Below are 17,998 nucleotides of genomic sequence, written 5' to 3'. Positions count from 1 at the left end.
ATCAGTAGGCCCCGTCCAGCAGGGACTGGATCGCCGACTGGCCGTCCGCCAGCGCGCCGGACTCGCCGTTGAAGACGACACCGCGCATGGCGGTCAGCCACGGACCGTTCGGGGAGTTGATCGCCTCGCCGTAGGCCAGGGTCGACGGGGTGTAGCCGTTCGCCAGACCGGCGGTGATGGCGACCAGTCGCGGGTCCGCGGCGGTGTACTCGTTCTCGGCGAGGTCGACGCGGACGGGCAGGTTGCCCGACTTCGCGACGATGTCGACCTGCTGGTCCTCCTCCAGCGTCCACTGGATGAAGTCCCACGAGGCGTCGGCGTTCTTCGAGGTTCCGGAGATGCCGATGACGTCGCCGCCCACGAACGTGCCGGTGCCGCTGCCGTCCGCCGTGGCGAGCGGCATGTAGCCCCAGTCGAAGTCGACGGTCTCATTGACGGACGGGATCGAGTACGAGCCGTTCGGCCAGATGCCCGCCTTGCCCTGCAGGAAGGGCTCCTGCTGGGTGGTGGAGTCGCCGGTCGAGGCTCCGGGAGCGACGAGGCCGTCGGCGTAGAGGCGCTGGTAGAGGCCGAACCAGTCGGCGAGCGCGTCGCTGTCGATGTCCGCGGTCGCGCCGTCGTCGCTGAACGGCACCTCGTCGGCGGCCTTCGCCACTCCGAAGGAGGTGTAGGCGTTGCAGCCGGCGCAGCTGCCGGGGAAGTAGGCGCCGTAGGTGTCGTCGCCGAGCGCGGTGATCGCCTTCGCGGCCTCGTAGATGCCGTCGTAGGTGGTCGGCGGGTTCTCCGGGTCCAGTCCCGCCTTCGCGAAGAGGTCCTTGTTGTAGAAGATGAAGCTCGAGTCGACCTTGTGCGGGACGGCGTAGCTCTTGCCGTCGAAGGTCGAGGCGTCGACGTGCGCCTTGACGAGATCGTCCGCGTAGGGGAGCTCGGCGATGCGGTCGGTGATGTCGAGGTAGACCGACTGCTTGGCGTAGTTGGGGGCGTAGACGACGTCGGACGCGAGGATGTCGGGCAGCGAGCCCGCTCCGGCCGCCGCGCCGACCTTCTGCTGGAAGCTCTCCGAGGCGACGATCGTCAGCTCGATCTGCGTGTCGTGCGACTCGTTGTAGGCGTCGACGAGCGCCTCCGTGTAGTCCTGGGTGGAGGAGCGCGCCCACATCGTGAGCTCGCTCGCCTCGCCGGAGCCGGTGCTGCCGCTCGCCGCTCCGCAGGCGGAGAGCGCCAGGGTCGCGGCCAGGACGGTCGCGCCGCCGACCGTGAATCGCGTCGGTCTGTTCATGATTTCTCCTCTTCGAGATGACAGGGCCGTGGGCCTCACCCAGTGTCGGAGTCGGGATGCGCACAAAGCAAAACTTTCCCAATCTTTCTCAGATCGACCTTGCGGTGGCGGTGAACAGTGGGAAAACTGACTGCGCAAAGGAGGTGCGTGATGGACGGACAGCGGATCACGCTGGCGCGGATCGCGAGCGAGGCGGGCGTCTCGCTGAGCACGGTGTCGAAGGCGCTGAGCGGAACCGGCCGGATGCGGGGCGAGACGCGCGAGCACATCGAGGGCGTCGCCCGCCGGCTGGGCTACGACCAGGGCGTCGCCCGGCGCGAGGTGCGCACCACCCGCGCCTACACGATCGGCCTGCTGACCACCGACAGCTTCAGCCGCTTCGCGATCCCGCTGATGCTCGGCGTCGAGGACGCTCTGAGTGCGGGTCAGATCTCGGTGCTGCTCGCGGACGGCCGCGGCGATCCCATCCGGGAGAACCACCACCTGCAGACGTTCCTGGCCCGGCGGGTGGACGCCGTGATCGTCACCGGCCGGCGCGCCGAGACCCGGCCGCCGATCGCCATCTCGACGCGGGTCCCGGTCTGCTACGTCCTGGCCCGGTCGCAGCAGCCCGATGACCTGTCGATCGTCATCGACGACGAGCACGGCGGACGGCTCGCCGTCTCGCACCTCCTCGCCCTCGGCCGCCGCCGCGTCGCCTACATCTCCGGGCCGCAGAAGCACCTGGCTGCCCGGCTGCGCTACGCCGGCATGCTCGACGAGCTCGCCGCGGCCGGGGTCGCCGCCGAGGACGTCACCGCGATGTGGGGCAGCTGGAGCGAGGCCTGGGGGCGGCAGGCCGCCAGCATCCTCACCCGCGACGGGCGGCCCTACGACGCCGTCTTCTGCGGGAGCGACCAGATCGCGCGCGGAGTGGTCGAGCAGCTCCAGGAGGACGGCGTGCGGGTGCCCGAGGACGTCTCGGTCGTCGGCTTCGACAACTGGGACGTGATGGCGCTGGCCTCCCGTCCGCCGCTGACGACGGTCGATCCGCGGCTCGACGAGCTCGGGCGCCTCGCCGCCGAGTCGGTCCTGGCGATGCTCGGCGGCGAGCAGCGGCGCGGTGTCCTGCCGCTCGAGTGCGAGCTGGTCGTCCGCGAGTCGACGGCGGTGATCCCGGCATGACCGGACCCGGAACGACCGCGCCCCGCGCAACCGGGCCCGGCGCGACCGAGCTGCCCGACCCGCTGATCCGGCCGGAGACGCTGCACCGGCTCTCCGAGCACGTGCACCTCGTCCCCGACGGCTCGCGGGCCCGCGTCCCGAACGTCGGCGTCGTCGTCGGCGAGCGCAGGGCCCTGGTCGTCGACACCGGGATGGGCGCGGAGAACGGCGCGAGGGTCCTCGCCGCCGCGCGGTCCGTCGCGGGGGAGCGCCCGCTGCTGCTGCTGACCACCCACACCCACCCCGAGCACGATCTCGGTGCCGGCGCCTTCCCCTCCGACGTCGTGCTGCTGCGCGCGCGCAGCCAGGTGCGCGAGCTCGAGACGACCGCCCCGGCGGTGGCCGACGACTTCCGAGCGGCGTCCCCGCACTACCGGCGCCTGCTCGAGGGGGCGGTGTTCCGGCCCGCCGACATCGTCTTCGACGACGCGATCGAGCTGGACCTCGGCGGAGTCGCGGTGCTGATCACCGCCATGGGGACGAACCACACCGAGGGCGACACCGTCGCCTTCGTGCGGGAGGACCGCGTGCTGTTCGCCGGCGACCTCGCGATGGCCGGTGCTCCGGCGTTCGCGAGCCCGCACTCGCGGATCGGACCGTGGCTGCGGAGCCTCCAGCGGCTGCGCGCCATGGCACCCGCGATCATCGTCCCGAGCCACGGTCCGACGGGCGGTCCGGAGCTGATCGACGGTTACGACGCTCATCTGCGCCGCGTCCTGGATCGCGTGGTGCAGCTGCGCGCCGCGGGAGTGGCGCCCGACGAGGTCCTCCTGACCGTCGTGGCGGAGCGCGCCGGGGATTTCGGGGACACGGGAAGGCTGGAGGGCGCCGTCCGGGCGGCCCTCCGCGAGGACGAGGACGAGAGGACGGGCGGGAGCCGATGAACGACGAGACAGCGGACGAGGGACGCACGGACGACGAGGCGCTCCTCCGGGGCGACGGCGGACTCGAGCGGCTGTGGACGGGGGCCGTCTGGAGCGAGGGTCCGCTCTGGATCCCGGCCGAGGGGGGCCTGCGCTGGAGCGACATCCCGAACGACCGGATCCTGCAGTGGGACAGCGCGACCGGGGAGACCTCGGTGCACCGCGAGGGCGTGGAGTTCACCAACGGCCGGCTGCTGGACGAAGACGGGAGCGTCGTGCAGTGCTCGCACGGGCTGCGCCGACTGGAGCGCGAGCGGCCGGACGGCACGGTCGAGGAGCTCGTCTCGAGCTGGGACGGCGGACGGCTCAACTCGCCCAACGACGTCGCGGTCGCGCCCGACGGGTCCTACTGGTTCACCGATCCCGACTACGGCATCCGGCAGCCGGCCGAGGGGCACCCGGGCGAGCGCGAGTACGGGGCGCGCTGGGTCTTCCGCTGGAGCGCCTGGGACGGACTCGCGCCGGTCGTCACCGACATCGTGCAGCCGAACGGCATCGCCTTCTCACCGGACGGCGCGACCGTCTACGTGACCGACAGCGCGCGCGGCCTGGAGGACGGTCCCGGCCACTGGATCCGCGCCTACGACGTGGTCGACCGGGGAGCCGGCGCCCGCGACGGCCGCCTCTTCGCGGTGATCGAGCACGGCCTGCCCGACGGGATCGCCGTCGACGAGCGCGGCCGGGTGTGGTCCTCCGCCGGAGACGGCGTGCACGTCTTCGCCTCGGACGGCGCCGAGCTGCTCTTCGTGCCCGTGCCGGAGGTCGTGGCGAACGTCTGCTTCGGCGGGCCGGACGGCACCGACCTCTTCATCGCCGCGACCACCAGCCTGTACCGGCTGCGGACGCGCACGCGGGCACCGCAGGCCTGATTCCGCCGCCGACGGAACCCGGGCGCTGCGGCGATCCGTCCTCGGCAGAGCAAAACAACATTTGTGGTTTAGTGGCTCGGGCCGAGAGGATGGACGCATGTCGAGAATCCTGTTCACCGCCGTCTCCGCCCACGGTCACGTCCTGCCGATGGCGCCGCTGATGGAAGCGGCTCTGGAGAGCGGTCACACCGTGGCCCTGATCGCGAGTGCCGACCTGCGTACCCTGCTGGAGTCGGACCTTCCCTTGGGAGTCGAGCTGCTGCCGGCGGGACCGATGCCGCTCGAGCTCGCCACGCTGGCCGCTGAGCGCACGCAGGGGGACCTGATGCAGCCGACCGTGGAGGGCATCGGCGAGACGTTCGGCGGTGTCCTGCTCGACCTGTCCCTCCCTGCGGCGATACCGGCCGCTCGGTCGTGGATGCCGGACGTCGTCGTCGCAGACGTCTTCAACTCGGTCGGGCCGTTCCTGAGCGCCCTCCTGGACGTGCCGTGGTGGAGGTTCAGCATGACCGTGCACCCGCCGACCTCCTGGATGGAGGCGATCGCCGAGTCCGCGGGGGAGCGCTACCGCTCCGCCGGCCTCGAGCCGCGCGACCCCGCCGGGACCGTGCAGATCTGGCCGGAGGAGCTCACGGCGGGGGAGGACTCGACGTGGTCGGACGCACCCGTGCACGACATGGCGTTCTCCGCCCATCGAGGGCGCGGCTCCGGTGAGGCACCGGAGGCGCCGGCGACGGGGCGACCTCGCGTGGTCGCGAGCATGGGGACGATCTTCTCCGATGCCGGCGCACTGGGAGAGCTGGCCGCCCGTCTGGCGGAGGCGGGCGTGGACGCGGTCGTCACGACCGGTCTCGCGCTCGGAGAGAGCGTCGTCGGATCCGACGACCGGTCGGTGACCTGGGTGCCGTTCACTCCGATCGACGGGCTCCTGCGCGGCGCTTCCGCGATCGTCACCGTGGGAGGAGCGGGCACGGTGCTGGCCGCGCTGGCGCACGGTGTCCCCCTCGTCCTCTGGCCCCACGGTGCCGACCAGCCGCTGATCGCCGAGCGCGTCGAGGCGACCGGCGCTGCGATCGGGATCGCCGGACTCGACGAGCTCCCCGGCGCCCTGCGCCGCCTCCTGGCCGACCCGGACCACGCAGCGCGCGCCGGCGCCGTCGCCGAGAGCAACGCCTCGCGCCCCGCTCCGGCCGCGGTGCTGCAGCGGATGCTGGAGAGTCGATGACGGCCGGAGCGAGCCACCCGATGACCACGCGTCGCCGGGAGCGCTGTGCCGGACGCTGACACCGTCTCGCCGACGCACACGTCCCGCTCCTCGGCGTCGGAAGCGCTCAAGGAGCGCATCTACGTGACGTTCACCGCCCTGGTCGTCACGGTCTCCTCGGCGCGCGACGTCGACCACGCGTCCGTGCGGAGCGCGGCGGTGACTCTCGCCGTCACCGTGTTCGGCACGCTGCTCGCGGTGTTCGTCGCCGATCTGACGGCGTCGATGATGACGCGAGGCGTCCTGCCCCGCGGCGCCGAGATCCGGCACATGCTCTCCGTCAGCTTCGGCTCCCTGCGCGTCATCATCGCTCCCGTCCTCATCCTGTGCGTGAGCGCCTCCGGCGCCCTGGCTCTTCCCGAGGCGCTGCGTCTCACCGCGATCGTGCTGGTGGCGACCCTGATCGTCATCACGCTCCTCGCCGTGCTCCGTGTGAAAGCCGCCCTCGGGACGAAGCTGCTCGTCCTGACCGGTGTCGGTGCACTGAGTGCGGCGGTGCTCATCGTCGAGCTGTCCCTGCACTGAGCGGCGGCGGGGGTGGTCAGAGCAGCATCGCGCCGACGGCGACCGCCATCAGAGCGGGTTCGAGGGCGGCGATCCGCTCGCGGGCCGACAGCCGCTCGCGATTCGCGCAGCGCACGACGGTGAGCGCGAGCCCGCCAGCGACCACGACCACGCCGAGGGCGGTCACGACGACTCCGAGGCCGAGAGCCGCGTGCGCGTGCTCGCCTGGGGCCGCCCCGGGGTGACCGACGAGGAGGGCTCCCATCGCCAGCGCGGCCAACCCGCGGTGGACGCGCGACGCGGTCGCCGTCGCGCCCACGGCACTCCGGTCGGCGGCGACCGAGCCCACGCCCATCACTGCGACGGCGACCGCCCAGAGCAGGGGTGGCACGACGCCGACCGTGCTGCTGTCCGTCATCGCGACCAGCATCAGCAGGGCGGAGGCCCGCATCCACCCGCGACCCGCCCGGTGCGGATCGACGATCGTGCAGCAGGCCGCCAGCAGCGAGGCGCCGAGCATCGCGCCGGTGACGAGGGCGGGCACGGCGCTCAGTGCGCGTGAGCCGCGGCGTCGCCGCCGTGGCCGGTGCCGTGGTGCTGTCCCGGCGCGCAGTGGTCCGCGCTCGCGGTGGCGGGCACGTCGAGCGTGGGGTTGCGGTCGAAGAAGCCGTCGGGCTTGAGCACGAACCCGGCGGTGTCGACGGGCATGATCGGCCAGTCCTCCAGCCGCGGGAAGTGGGTGAGGCCGAAGGTGTGCCAGAGCACGAGGTCCTCGCCCAGCAGCGGCCGGTCGCCGCGGACGTAGTGCGGGAGACCCGCCCCTCCCGGGCTCTGGTTCACGATCGTCCCCGCGGCCCACAGCTCGTCGCGGTCGTACTGCGTCACCCAGAGGTGCTTGGTCGAGAAGCCGGCCCGCGCTCGCGCGGAGGAGTCGTCGGCGGCGGCGAGCACCGGCCTGCCCTCGGGGTGCAGGACATAGGCGGGGGAGTGCCCCATCCGGTTGGTCGTCTCCGTCGAGCGGATGCTCCACACCCGTCCGGCCGCGGTGTCCGCGAGCCGCTGCGCCTCGGACTCGCTGGCCAGCGGAGTGACCCTGTGGGCGAGGGCGTTGCCCCACGGGTTGCCGGGGCCGCTCGGCACCCGCTGGACCTCGATCTCGTCCACCGCGTTCGCGACTCCGTCGACCGTCATGTCCAGCCGCGCGGAGAAGAGGTGCTGGTGGAACGGCGCACCGAGCCCGGGCGCGAGCTCGGAGGCGTACGGGTAGTCGCCGCCCGGATGCCCCGACGCGAAGACGATGCCGGTGGCCTTGCTCTCGAGCTCGATCGTGCCGTCGAGCGAGAGGTACCAGTAGAAGCCGTAGTCGTAGTTGCCGACGGTGACGAAGAAGGAGATCACGAGGCGGCGCTGGCGCCGCGTCTCGCTCGTGCCGGAGAAGTCGTCGGTGTGCTTCCAGAGGATGCCCGCGTCCTCCTCGTGGATGCAGATCGCGTTCCGGATCGTCGTCGGCGCGCCGAGATCGTCGACGACGACGGCATCGAGGTAGCTGATCTCGCCGACGCAGTCGCAGCCGAGCTCGAGCGAGTTCGCCAGGCGCCCGAACTGGTACTCGCCGACGTCGAAGTAGTTCTGCCAGGCGTGCGTCGGCGTGGGGTCGCCGTATGGCACGACCATCTCCGAGATCGACCCGCGGTACATGATCGGGCGCTTCCGGCCCTGATCCTCGTAGGACAGCTGGTGCAGCGTCAGGCCTTCGCGGCCGTTGAAGCCGATCCGCACCTCCCAGTTCTGCCAGCGCAGGACGTTCCCGTCGAGCTCGAAGGACACGCCCTCGGGCTGGGTGATGCTGATGGGCTTCAGGGTGGTGCGCTCCGGGCCGCGGACCGCGGGGTCGAGGTAGTCGCCCGATTCCTGCGGGACGTGCATCACGTCGGTCTCGACCACGCGGAGGACCCGTCCGTGGGTGAGGTCGATGTGGGCGACGACGCCGTCGATCGGGTGCGCCCACACCGAGTCGGTCGGGTACTCCTGCCAGAAGGCCAGCACCCGGTAGACGCGCACGCCCACCTCGTCCTCGTAGCCGTAGACACCGGCCGAGAGCGGGACCGTCCGCACGCGGTCGAGCTCGGTGACGCCGCGGCGGGCGAGCGCCTCGACCCAGCGCGCGTCCGCCTTCACGAGCGCGTCGGCGGCGGGGAAGTCCTCGTTCAGCGAGGGCCCCCAGCCGGTGACCGCGGGATCGAGGCGCTCGACCGCCACCGCTCCGCTGACGAGATCGACCACGACCTGGCTGAGCGTGTTCGCGGCGAGATCGGTGAGCAGCGCGGTGACCTCGCGGGGCGGCACCGCGCCCGCCTCGAACGCGAGGACGTCGCGCTTGTGCGGCTCGCGCAGCAGCACGGAGGCGAAGCGGGTCGACGCGCCGACGAGCCCCGCGCCCTCCAGGACAGCGCGGAAGCGCTCGATCTCGGCCGCGTGCAGCGGGTCGAGGGGATGGGCGGCGACGGGCGTCCACTCGGTGGCGGAGGTGGACGGGGTGGCGGTGGACGTGTCGACGGTGTCGAGGGTCGAGGTCATGAACTGCTCCAGATGGTCGGTGCGGAGGGAGGAAGGGTCAGACGCCGGTCGTGGCGCGCGGAGCGTCGATCGGCACCGCCGGTTCGCTGAGGTCGAACCGCACGAGCGCCCAGCGCAGCGGGTGCGCCCGGCGCACCCGGATCGCCACGAGGACACCGAGGGCGAGGGCGAGGAGCGGACCGCCGGCGAGGGTCGCGTTGAGCACCGGGTCGGTCGAGCCGGTCAGGGTCGGGAAGTTCGTGACGGCGAGCACGAGGACGGCGACGAGCCCGATCAGAGCGAGCACCGGGGCGACGACCGTGTTCCAGACCCGGCGGTCGAGACGGGTGCGGGCGAAGAAGGCGATCACGGCGACCGAGGCCAGCACGAACAGCAGGATGATCCCGATCGCGCCGACCGAGGAGATCCAGGTGAACACCTGGAGCAGCGGGTCCCAGCCGCTCGCCGTCCAGACCCCGAGCAGGAGGACGGAGATCACCGTCACCACCACCGAGGCGCGGTGCGGCGACCCGTGCGCCGCATGGGTGCCGGCGAGGGAAGCGGGGAGGAGGCCGGTCCTGCCGAGCGAGTGCAGGTAGCGGCTGACCACGTTGTGGAAGGAGATGACGCAGGCCAGCAGGCTCGTGCAGAGGAGCACGGCGATCGTCTCGGCGAGCCAGGAGCCGACGTAGGTGGTCGCGGTCAGCTGCAGCAGGTCGCCCGTGTGCTCGAGGGCGAGCCCCTTGAGGCCGCCGGTGCCCCAGGCGACCACGAGCGCCCAGGTGGCGAGCGTGTAGAAGACTCCGATCGCGAGGACGGCGGCGTAGGTGGCGCGGGGGATGGTCCGCTTCGGATCCCGGGCCTCGTCGCGGAAGATCGCCGTCGACTCGAACCCGGTGTAGCCGCCGAACGCCATCATCACGCCGAGGCCGACCGGCCCGGAGAGGACCACGGCGGGGGAGAACGAGGCGACGGTCACCCCCTCCGCCTCGCTCCCCCCGCCGGCCAGGACCGCGACGGCCAGCACGACGATCACCAGGACCTCGAGGACGAGCAGCACGCCGAGGACCTTCGCGGACAGGTCGATGTCGCGGTAGCCGAGGAGGCCGACGACGGCGATCGCGAGAGCCGACCAGAGCGTCCACGGGGTCCCGGTGACACCGAGCCCGTCGAGCAGAGCCGAGGTGGAGAAGCCGAAGAAGGCGTAGATCGCGGTCTGGATGGCGAGGTAGGTGAAGAGCGCGAGGAACGCGGCGCCGCTGCCGGCGACCCGGCCCAGGCCCGCGCCGATGAAGGAGTAGAACGCTCCGGCGTCCTTGATGTGGTGGGCCATCGCGGTGAAGCCGACGGCGAAGAGCAGCAGCACGACGCCGGCGATGAGGTAGTTCGCGGGGACGCCGCCGCCGTTGGTGAGCGCCATCCCGATCGGGCTGGCGGCGACGACGGTGAGCGGGGCCGCCGCGGCGACGACCATGAAGACGATCGCGGTGGGTCCGAGCGACCCGCGCAGGCGGGCGGGTTCGGCGACGGGAGTGTCGACGGGCATGACCATGGGGAGCCTCCAGGGCTGAGGGAGGAGCAGGGCTGAGGGAGGAGCGGGAGGCCGGCGGCGACATCGGCCGGCGGGGGAGGAGGAACGGCGTGCGAGGAGGAGCGGGCGCGGATCCCGGGAGGAGCATCGGGAAGCGTTGACCGCCACGTTATTGAGCTACCGCTCAACAACGGTTTCGATCCTGTTACGGTCGCGTGAACGTCGTCGGCGGCCGCCGAGGACAGCGGCGGCGTCCCTCCCGCTGTGCCGCGAGAATGGACCCATGCCCAAGATCGTCGACCACGACGCCCGGCGTCGCGCCGTCGTCGACGCCCTGCTCACCATCGCCCACCGCGACGGCCTCGAAGCCGCGACCTCGCGGGCCATCGCCGCCGAGCTCGGCGTGGCGACGGGCTCGCTCTGGCACTACTTCCCGAACTTCGACGCCGTCCTCTCCGGAGCCTTCGATGCTGTCTTCGAACGCACGAACGCGCGCATCGCTCAGCGCACGGCCGAGCTCTCCGGGCTCGAAGCACTGCGCGCGATGATGACCGAGATCCTGCCGCTGGACGAGACGACCCGCTCGGAGGCTCGGCTGGTCGTCTCCTTCTGGGGCCGCGTCGCCGTCCTCGGCCCGGCCGCAGGCGCGGCGCCGTCCGTCGACGGGGAGTGGCGGATCACGCTCCTGCAGCGGCTGCGGGAGGCCGTCGCGCTCGGCGAGATCGCCGCGGAGGCGCCCCTCGAACCGGTCGTCGACCTGCTGCTGTCGGTCGCGTCCGGCCAGCAGGTCGAGTGGGTCACGCGCGGCTCGGTCATCGACCCCGAGCGCCAGCTCGCCCTCGTCGAGGCGGTGCTGAGCCCGCACCGGCGGTGAGTCGAGTCGTGGTGTCCGGGCTCACGCCCGGAGGCACGAGCAGGGGGGCGCGGCGACCGATGTGCCTCAGGATCACGGCACTCGCAGCTCGTGCAGGGGATCCCTGCTCGCCGCTCTCTGAGCGGGGAGCAGGGCGGCGAGGACGGAGACGACGATCGCCAGAGCACCCGTGGCGACCAGGAAGTCGACGCCGGGAAGCGGGTCGCCGCCGGCCACCAGGAGCACGGCGGATCCCACCGTCCCCAGCAGAGCGCCGACCGTCGCGACGAGGAGGACCTGACACACGACGAGCAGGACGATGAGGCCTCTCGTGGCGCCGAGAGCCCTTCGGCGTCCGAAGTCCTTGCGTCGCATCAGGACGAGACCGTACTGCGTCGCACCGACCAGGACGGCGCCGGCGCCGGCGATGAGACCGACGAGATCTCGGCCGAAGCCCCCGAGAGTGCCCTCGAGAACGGCGCGCAGGTCCGCGTACCGAGCGCTCGTGGTCACGGTGACGCCCTGCGGGTCCGTCGGAGCCAGAAGGGAGCCGATCGAACGCGTCAGCGGGCGGACCAACTCGGGTCCCTCGGCGATGACGATCACGTAGCCCACGCTCCCGGTCGAGGACGGAGGCATCGGGACCAGGACGGACGGGCCGAGGAAGGACAGGTACTCGGACGAGGCGAAGGTCCCGACGACGTCGACCCCTGCTCCACTGCCCGTCGAGACCGAGCCGGTCTCCTCGGCGAAGCCCAGTGCCGCGAGCGCCTCCTCGGACCCCCACGCCGACCCGCTGGGAGAGCGCGCCGCATCGATGCCCAGCTCTGCGAAGTCGGAGGACCACGCCGATCGAAGAGCGACCTTCCTCCCCTCCGCGATCCGGGAGTTCCCGACGTCAGTGGCATCCGAGAACGCCGCCGCCCACTGCACTCCGGAGAGTCGGGAGATCCTCTCCAGTGCGTCCGACGACAGGCCCGCCTGCACCTCTGCTCGGACCAGGATGGAACGGGTTCCCGCCGAGTCCACCGTCGCGAGAACGCTCTGCTCCGCTCCCACGGTCCGCCCGGTCGTCAGAACGATCCCGGCGCACATCGCCACCACCATCACCAGGGTGAGGAGGGAGGTCACCGGTTGCGCGAGCGAGGAGGCGAGGGCCTCCCGGAGCACGGGCAGGACGAATCTCCGCTTCACAGGCGGATCCTCCGATCGCGGGAGGCGACGACCGTCTCGTCGTGCGTGACCACGATCACCGAGGATCCCGAGCGGGCGCGCTCTCGCAGTGCGTCGACGACCACCGCCGCGGAGTCCGGATCGAGATTCCCCGTCGGCTCGTCCGCGAGGAGGATCGTCGGATCGTTGATGAGTGCCCGGCACAGTGCTATCCGCTGCGCCTGGCCGCCGGAGACCTGGTGGGGTCTCGCCGAGGCGCGCAGGGCGACCCCGAAGCGCTCCATCAGCCCGCGCGCCGCGAGTTCCACAGCCGAGTCCCTGCACCCGCGATAGAGAGCCGTCTCGACGATGTTGTCGAGGACCGTTCTCGTGGGATCCAGAGCGGCGTCCTGGAAGACGAACCCGATGTTCTCGGCTCGGTACTCCGACCTCGATCGATCGCTCATGCCACTGACATCGACGCCGTCGATCCGGATTCGTCCCGATTCCGGCGTCGCCATCAGGCCCAGGATGTAGAGCAGGGTCGACTTGCCCCTCCCCGACGAGCCGGTGATCGCGACCATCTCGGAGTGCGCCACGGCAGCACTGAAGTCCGTCAGTATCCGGGGACCTCGTCGATAGCGGAAGCCGATGCTCTCAGCAGTGATCATCGGGGTGCAGCGTCATCGCCGTAGACGCGCACTTCCGTGCCCTCCACGAGACCGGTCACGACCGAGACGCCCTTCGCGGCAGCGACGACCTCGACACGATGCCTCTCGCCGGCCGGATCGGTCACTTCGAGATCCCCGTTCACGTCGGTCCGGATGCTCGCGGTCGGGACGGTCAGGCCGGACGTCTCGGGTGTCGTCGTGAGGAGGACGGGGAGGAGGGTGTCCTGCGTCACATCGAGATCCGCGCACTCCTCGCCGCAGATGACCTCGCCGTCCACGCCGGCGAGCGCGATCGACACCCCGACGTCGGGCTTCACCTCCTGGCCCGCCGCGACCGCCCGCCAGGGTCCGTCCGGTCCGGTGATCTCCGCCACGACTCCCACGCCGATCTGGGCGGCCTGCGCCGCTGTCGCCGTGACGGAGAAGGTCGGCGTCTTCGGCAGCGTCCTCGCGACGACCTCGCCGCCCGAGACCACGGCTCCCCGGGTGATGAGGGTCTGGTCGACGACCAGCCGGGTCGGCACCTCGGGCACGAAGACCAGGTCGCCCCGTCGGACGACGCCGTCCACCGGGAATCCTGCGGCCTTCTGCCACTCCTTGATCGCGGCCGCGGTGCGCGGTCCCGGTGCACCGTCCGCAGCGCCGCGGTAGTACCCGAGGTCGCCCAGCAGCTCCTGCAGCTGCTCCACGTCCTCGCCCTCGCTCGTCCCGTCGATGTCCCGGAACGCGGGGATCACGCCGCGCGCGAGAACCACGGGCCGAAGGTCCACGGTGTAGAGCTCCTCGCCCTGGTGGCGACTTCGCCGGGCACATGACTCACCGTCGTCACCGTGCCTTGCGCCGAATTGGTCCCCGCGGGGGACTGGGTCCAGTGGGCGGTCGCCACCAGGTTCACCGACGCGCCGACAGCACCGGCGCGAGCGACAGCGGTCGTGTAGTCGGTCACCGGTACGACCTCCTCCGCGGGCGTGAAGATCACCGCTCCGGCCCAGAGCCCCGCCGCACCGGCCAGCACCACCAGGCAAAAGGCGAGAGCGGCGACGGGAGAGAGAAGACGTCTCCGAGGCGATCGATCGTCCTTCACCAGCAGAGGCCTTTCGCACGGAGATCGGTCAGAGGGCGACTGTCATCGGCGGTCGCAGCGTTCAAGCGAGTGGAGCAGCGAGGCGCTCCTCACTCGCCGAAGTAGCCCGGAGGCATCTGCGGGCAGTCGGTGTTCACGGCGAGCCACTGCGTGTCCCCGGTCGGTTCGTAGCTGATGTAGGGACTCCACGCCTCGCGCGAATTGATGGTGTCGCGGAAGGTCTCGTAGGTGGGCGCCTCCGGCACGTCGATGCCGTGACTCTCCAGGCACTCGGTGAGGTCGTGCGCGAAATAGTGGTAGAGGTACTCGTACTGCGCCTCGGTCGGAGCCGTGTCGAATCTCGGATCCATCGGGTACTGCGCTTCGCACACGAACAGGGCGATGTCGTGAGTCTGCGTCTGCTCCGTGGGGAAGGAACCGTAGTCGAGGCCGCCGTCCGGAGTGGCCTTGGTCTCCGGAAAGCCGGCCGAAACCATGCAATCCGCAATCGATGACGTCGACTCCGAGGGATTCACGGTGCGGATCACGTCGACCTCGGGTCGGACCGCGTTCGGATACTTCACCGCCAGCAGCTCCCAGGCGGCATCCTGCTTCTCGGCCAGTGCGCTCTCCACCTCGGCAGCCGGGAGGGGAGGGACGGTCGGCTTCGGCGGCGCGGCGTCTCCCGCTGAGCACCCTGAGAGCGAAGCGGCGATGGTGACGATCGAAACGACGGCAAGAGCCCTCGTCGCCGATGATCGCAGCGAGTTCTCAGTACGGATCCTCATGTGTCTACCTCCACCGAGGGACCATACTGGTCTGGTCGGTATCGCCGCCTGACTGGCGCGAGACGGAGCGACCTCGTCGCGGTCCGAAGCGGATCGCGTCAGGAGACCGTTAGGTTTCCGGATCCGCCACCGGAAATGCGGTAGAGATGCCCCTGGGCTCGCGGCGACGCGGGGCGCCGACGGCGACGACGCCGCAGCTCCCTCGACGCTCCGAGAACCCTTCCCACCCCGAACCCTTGATGATCGGACCATCATGTCGACGACGACGACGACCCCCACCAGCCTCCGACGCTCCGTGTCGAACACCCTGAAGGGATCGGCGGGCAATCTCGTCGAGTGGTTCGACGTCTACGTCTACTCCGTCTTCGCCGTCTACTTCGAGTCGCAGTTCTTCGCTCCCGGAGAGAAGAACTCGACGCTCTACATCTGGGCGATCTTCGCGGTCACCTTCCTCATGCGGCCGATCGGCTCCTGGTTCTTCGGCCGCTTCGCCGACCGGCACGGGCGCCGCCTGGCGCTGACCGTCTCGGTCTCCGTGATGGCCGCCTGCTCCCTCCTCGTCGCGTTCGCGCCGACGGCCGAGTCGATCGGCGGGGGAGCGGTGGTCCTCCTGGTGCTCGCGCGCCTGCTGCAGGGCTTCGCCACCGGCGGGGAGTACGGGACGAGCGCCACCTACATGTCGGAGGCGGCGATCCCCGGTCGGCGCGGCTTCCTCTCGTCGTTCCACTACGTCACCCTCGTGGGCGGCCACGTCCTCGCTCAGCTGACGCTGCTCGTCATGGTGCTGACCCTGCCCGACGAGGCGATCTCGGCCTGGGGCTGGCGGGTGGCCTTCGGCATCGGCGGCGTCGCCGCGGTCGTCGTGTTCTGGCTCCGCCGCAGCATGGACGAATCGCTGGCGACGACTCGGATCGACGCCGTCAGAGCAGGGGAGTCCCGCCGGAGCGGCTCGATGCGGGAGCTCCTCGTCCACCAGTGGCGGCCGCTGCTGCTCTGCTTCGCGGTGACGATGGGCGGCACGGTCGCCTTCTACACGTACTCGGTGACCGGTCCGAGCATCATCAAGAGCGCGTTCGCCGGAGACGACGTCGTCACGGGCACCGTCATCAACCTCATCGCCCTGACGACGCTGATGCTCCTGCAGCCGCTCGGCGGCTGGCTCTCGGACCTCATCGGCCGGAAGACCCTCCTGGTCTTCTTCGGAATCGGGGGAGTGCTCTACACCTGGTTCCTCCTCACCGCCCTGCCGCAGCAGACCGCCCCGCTCGCCGCCTTCGCGATCCTGGTCGGCGGCTTCGTGATCCTCACCGGCTACACCTCGATCAACGCCGTCGTGAAGGCGCAGCTGTTCCCCACGCACGTCCGCGCCCTCGGGCTCGGCTTCGGCTACGCGCTCGCCAACTCGGTCTTCGGCGGCACCGCGCCGCTGCTCTACGCCGGCGCGCTCGGCGCGGACCAGGTGCCGGCCTTCATCGGCTACGCGACCGCCGTGATCGCCGTCTCCCTGGTGGTCTACGCGGTGTTCCTCCGCAACACCGGGCCGAACTGGCTCGACGACGAGGCCGCGATGCGGCTGCGGGAGGAATCGAGGCGTCCGTCCTGACGGTGGCGGCCGGGCTCGGAGTCGTGCCGCCTCCTGGAGCTCGTGGGAGGCCGAGCGGCAGAGCGTCCTTCGAGCGGAAGTGATGGAGGAGGCCGGTCGTGCTGAGCTCCGCCCTCTGAGCGACGGCGCTGACGGTCACGCCGGCGAGCCCCCTCGAGGTGAGGCAGGCGAGGGCGGCGTGCAGGATGCGCTGTCGCGTCGCGCGACCGGCGAGGTAGCGAGCTCGGGGATGGCGCTCGCCCCGCCCGGTCGTGAGGACCGGACGGGGCGAGCGCGGGGGAGTGCGGATCACGGTGGGTCAGACGCGGGCGAGCGCCGCGCGCCGGTTCAGCTCGGCCTCGACGCGGCGGACGTCGCGCGGGTACACGAGGTAGAGCGCGCCGAGCACGACCGCATTGAGGAGCATGGCGCCGACGAGGACGTAGAGGAACACGCCCTGCAGACCGAGGGTGAGCGCCAGCGTTCCGGCACCGAGGGAGAAGACGGCCCAGCCCACGGTCTCGAAGACGGTCAGCCAGATCGCGAACGCCTGGCCCCGCAGCTCCGGGAGGACGACGGAGGAGACGATCGGGCGGTTGACCGGCGGGTTCATGCCCTGCGCGAGGCCCATCAGGGCCCAGAAGACGCTGTAGACGCCGATGTTCTCGTGCGGCTGCTGCGTGGCGAAGAACGCGGCGACCGCGAAGAACACCTGCGCCAGCTGGATGAACGCGACGCGGCCGCGGAGGCCCAGCGTGCGGTCCAGCACCGGGATCGTCCATCCGCCGCCGATCGTGCCGACGATGTAGCCGAGACCGAAGGGGAGCAGCACGAGAGCGGCGACGGGGTTCTCGAAGCCGCGCTCGACGACGAGGAACTGGATCCCGAAGATGGTGATGAGCAGGTGCCCGGACAGCAGCCGGGAGAGCATCATGATCGAGAACGTCGGGATCGTGAACAGCGACAGCACGGACCGGACGGTGACCTTCTGCTTGGCGCGCTCGCTCTCGTCCAGGGTCGCGAGCTGGGCTTCGGAGGCGCCGACACCGGGGTCGCGGAACACCAGGCGCACCAGGATCCCGGACAGGATGCAGACCGCGCCGATCGTCCACATCCCGTACCGCCAGCCGTCGGTGAGGCCGGTGAACAGGGCGATGGCGGGGCCGACCACGGAGGCGATGCCGCTGACGCCGCCGTAGAAGTAGCCGACCGCCTTGGAGCGGTTCGCGTCGTCGAAGGAGTCCGAGATCACGGCGTTCGCGATGGGGGAGCCGCCGATCAGGCTGGCGGACATCAGCGTCGCGAAGATGAGGAGCTGGATCCAGTCCTGCGAGAACCCCGCGGCGATGCCGAACATCCCGCCGATGACGGTCGTGAGGACGAGGGCGGCGCGGCGCCCGATCCGGGAGGCGAGCCACACCCAGAAGGGCCCGGCCGGGACGGCGATCACCTTGCCCGCGGCGGCGAGGACGCCGAGGTGCCCGCTGTTCAGGCTCAGGGCTGCGGCGATGGAGGGGAACAGGGTGGTGGTCAGGCCGGCCTCGGTGTTGTCGACGACGGTGACGCCGGTCAGGGTGGCGAGGTTGCGCCAGCGGTGCGGCACCTTCACGGGGGCGGCGGGGATGCCGGTCGGGGCGCTGGTGGTGGTGGGCAGGGAGGTGTTCATCAGGAGGTCCTGTCTTCGTCGTCAGGTGCAGAGGGTGCACCGCAGGGCGGCGCCACGCAGGTGGTGACGCCGCTCGGGGATGCGAGGGGAGTGG

Annotated in this window: 17 protein-coding genes and 1 pseudogene; 7 read left to right on the top strand and 11 right to left on the bottom strand. The window is 71.1% G+C overall.

The window, feature by feature from the left end; all coding sequences use genetic code 11:
- Window position 1 precedes the first annotated feature (1 nt).
- Complete coding sequence (locus MT351_RS08315; protein WP_123737056.1) at window positions 2–1,279, bottom strand: sugar ABC transporter substrate-binding protein; 1,278 nt, start codon at window positions 1,277–1,279, stop codon at window positions 2–4.
- Window positions 1,280–1,429: 150 nt separating this feature from the next.
- On the opposite strand from MT351_RS08315, the gene MT351_RS08310 reads away from it, so the two are divergent.
- The 5 genes from MT351_RS08310 (at window position 1,430) to MT351_RS08290 (ending at window position 6,063) form a co-directional block, all read left to right on the top strand.
- Window positions 1,430–2,443 (top strand): LacI family DNA-binding transcriptional regulator, encoded by a 1,014-nt coding sequence (locus tag MT351_RS08310; protein WP_243581885.1) that lies wholly within the window; start codon window positions 1,430–1,432, stop codon window positions 2,441–2,443.
- A complete protein-coding gene (locus MT351_RS08305; RefSeq protein WP_243581884.1) occupies window positions 2,440–3,366 on the top strand; it encodes an MBL fold metallo-hydrolase in 927 nt (308 codons plus the stop codon). Before MT351_RS08310 ends, MT351_RS08305 begins: the two co-directional genes overlap by 4 nt.
- Window positions 3,363–4,274, top strand: a complete 912-nt coding sequence (locus MT351_RS08300) for an SMP-30/gluconolactonase/LRE family protein (RefSeq protein WP_243581883.1) — start codon at window positions 3,363–3,365, stop codon at window positions 4,272–4,274. The genes MT351_RS08305 and MT351_RS08300 overlap by 4 nt, the downstream gene beginning before the upstream one ends.
- A gap of 97 nt (window positions 4,275–4,371) precedes the next feature.
- On the top strand, window positions 4,372–5,499 hold the full coding sequence (locus MT351_RS08295; RefSeq protein ID WP_243581882.1) for a glycosyltransferase: 1,128 nt from the start codon (window positions 4,372–4,374) through the stop codon (window positions 5,497–5,499).
- Window positions 5,500–5,622: 123 nt separating this feature from the next.
- Entirely contained in the window at window positions 5,623–6,063 is a 441-nt protein-coding gene (locus MT351_RS08290; protein WP_243581881.1) for a hypothetical protein, read from the top strand.
- A 16-nt stretch (window positions 6,064–6,079) separates the two neighbouring features.
- Here the strand turns inward: MT351_RS08290 and MT351_RS08285 are convergent, their stop codons facing one another.
- Genes MT351_RS08285 through MT351_RS08275 form a run of 3 tightly spaced genes read right to left on the bottom strand, consistent with a single transcriptional unit; the run spans window position 6,080 to window position 10,144 of the window.
- The gene (locus MT351_RS08285) at window positions 6,080–6,586 is read right to left on the bottom strand and encodes a hypothetical protein (protein ID WP_243581880.1); all 507 of its coding nucleotides are present in this window, start codon (window positions 6,584–6,586) and stop codon (window positions 6,080–6,082) included.
- Window positions 6,587–6,591: 5 nt separating this feature from the next.
- Window positions 6,592–8,619 (bottom strand): primary-amine oxidase, encoded by a 2,028-nt coding sequence (locus tag MT351_RS08280; protein ID WP_243581879.1) that lies wholly within the window; start codon window positions 8,617–8,619, stop codon window positions 6,592–6,594.
- Window positions 8,620–8,656: 37 nt separating this feature from the next.
- Complete coding sequence (locus MT351_RS08275; RefSeq protein WP_243581878.1) at window positions 8,657–10,144, bottom strand: APC family permease; 1,488 nt, start codon at window positions 10,142–10,144, stop codon at window positions 8,657–8,659.
- Window positions 10,145–10,412: 268 nt separating this feature from the next.
- Between MT351_RS08275 and MT351_RS08270 the strand changes: the two genes are divergently transcribed.
- Window positions 10,413–11,003 carry a TetR/AcrR family transcriptional regulator gene (locus tag MT351_RS08270; protein WP_243581877.1) on the top strand — a complete coding sequence of 197 codons (591 nt, stop codon included), beginning with the start codon at window positions 10,413–10,415 and terminating at the stop codon, window positions 11,001–11,003.
- 72 nt (window positions 11,004–11,075) lie between these two features.
- Here MT351_RS08270 and MT351_RS08265 read toward each other — a convergent pair whose 3' ends face one another.
- The 5 genes from MT351_RS08265 to MT351_RS08245 form a co-directional block, all read right to left on the bottom strand.
- Window positions 11,076–12,176 carry an ABC transporter permease gene (locus tag MT351_RS08265; protein WP_243581876.1) on the bottom strand — a complete coding sequence of 367 codons (1,101 nt, stop codon included), beginning with the start codon at window positions 12,174–12,176 and terminating at the stop codon, window positions 11,076–11,078.
- Window positions 12,173–12,805 (bottom strand): ABC transporter ATP-binding protein, encoded by a 633-nt coding sequence (locus MT351_RS08260; RefSeq protein WP_279398173.1) that lies wholly within the window; start codon window positions 12,803–12,805, stop codon window positions 12,173–12,175. Before MT351_RS08260 ends, MT351_RS08265 begins: the two co-directional genes overlap by 4 nt.
- A complete protein-coding gene (locus MT351_RS08255) occupies window positions 12,802–13,560 on the bottom strand; it encodes a peptidoglycan-binding protein (protein WP_243581874.1) in 759 nt (252 codons plus the stop codon). The genes MT351_RS08260 and MT351_RS08255 overlap by 4 nt, the downstream gene beginning before the upstream one ends.
- The gene (locus MT351_RS20270; RefSeq protein WP_243581873.1) at window positions 13,539–13,889 is read right to left on the bottom strand and encodes a hypothetical protein; all 351 of its coding nucleotides are present in this window, start codon (window positions 13,887–13,889) and stop codon (window positions 13,539–13,541) included. Before MT351_RS20270 ends, MT351_RS08255 begins: the two co-directional genes overlap by 22 nt.
- A gap of 89 nt (window positions 13,890–13,978) precedes the next feature.
- Window positions 13,979–14,656 (bottom strand): hypothetical protein, encoded by a 678-nt coding sequence (locus tag MT351_RS08245; protein ID WP_243581872.1) that lies wholly within the window; start codon window positions 14,654–14,656, stop codon window positions 13,979–13,981.
- A gap of 253 nt (window positions 14,657–14,909) precedes the next feature.
- Here MT351_RS08245 and MT351_RS08240 point away from each other — a divergent pair, with 253 nt between their 5' ends.
- Window positions 14,910–16,259, top strand: a complete 1,350-nt coding sequence (locus MT351_RS08240) for an MFS transporter (protein WP_243581871.1) — start codon at window positions 14,910–14,912, stop codon at window positions 16,257–16,259.
- Between the two features lie 70 nt (window positions 16,260–16,329).
- On the opposite strand, the pseudogene MT351_RS20420 reads toward MT351_RS08240, so the two are convergent.
- Together MT351_RS20420 and MT351_RS08235 are read right to left on the bottom strand one after the other, a co-directional pair.
- Window positions 16,330–16,551: pseudogene (locus tag MT351_RS20420) on the bottom strand (TetR/AcrR family transcriptional regulator); the annotation flags it as partial.
- Between the two features lie 6 nt (window positions 16,552–16,557).
- Window positions 16,558–17,904 carry an MFS transporter gene (locus MT351_RS08235; RefSeq protein WP_243581870.1) on the bottom strand — a complete coding sequence of 449 codons (1,347 nt, stop codon included), beginning with the start codon at window positions 17,902–17,904 and terminating at the stop codon, window positions 16,558–16,560.
- Between the last annotated feature and the right edge of the window lie 94 nt (window positions 17,905–17,998).

The sequence above is a fragment of the Rathayibacter sp. VKM Ac-2926 genome (genome assembly GCF_022815565.1).
Classification (GTDB): domain Bacteria; phylum Actinomycetota; class Actinomycetes; order Actinomycetales; family Microbacteriaceae; genus Rathayibacter; species Rathayibacter festucae.
This window is presented reverse-complemented; position numbering and strand designations above follow the sequence as displayed.

Coding starts and splice junctions, on each gene's coding strand:
- MT351_RS08260 (WP_279398173.1), bottom strand. CDS start 12,805: ATGATCACTGCTGAGAGCATCGGCTTCCGCTATCGACGAGGTCCCCGG.
- MT351_RS08295 (WP_243581882.1), top strand. CDS start 4,372: ATGTCGAGAATCCTGTTCACCGCCGTCTCCGCCCACGGTCACGTCCTG.
- MT351_RS08245 (WP_243581872.1), bottom strand. CDS start 14,656: ATGAGGATCCGTACTGAGAACTCGCTGCGATCATCGGCGACGAGGGCT.
- MT351_RS08280 (WP_243581879.1), bottom strand. CDS start 8,619: ATGACCTCGACCCTCGACACCGTCGACACGTCCACCGCCACCCCGTCC.
- MT351_RS08270 (WP_243581877.1), top strand. CDS start 10,413: ATGCCCAAGATCGTCGACCACGACGCCCGGCGTCGCGCCGTCGTCGAC.
- MT351_RS08310 (WP_243581885.1), top strand. CDS start 1,430: ATGGACGGACAGCGGATCACGCTGGCGCGGATCGCGAGCGAGGCGGGC.
- MT351_RS08315 (WP_123737056.1), bottom strand. CDS start 1,279: ATGAACAGACCGACGCGATTCACGGTCGGCGGCGCGACCGTCCTGGCC.
- MT351_RS08305 (WP_243581884.1), top strand. CDS start 2,440: ATGACCGGACCCGGAACGACCGCGCCCCGCGCAACCGGGCCCGGCGCG.
- MT351_RS08275 (WP_243581878.1), bottom strand. CDS start 10,144: ATGCCCGTCGACACTCCCGTCGCCGAACCCGCCCGCCTGCGCGGGTCG.
- MT351_RS08300 (WP_243581883.1), top strand. CDS start 3,363: ATGAACGACGAGACAGCGGACGAGGGACGCACGGACGACGAGGCGCTC.
- MT351_RS08240 (WP_243581871.1), top strand. CDS start 14,910: ATGTCGACGACGACGACGACCCCCACCAGCCTCCGACGCTCCGTGTCG.
- MT351_RS08235 (WP_243581870.1), bottom strand. CDS start 17,904: ATGAACACCTCCCTGCCCACCACCACCAGCGCCCCGACCGGCATCCCC.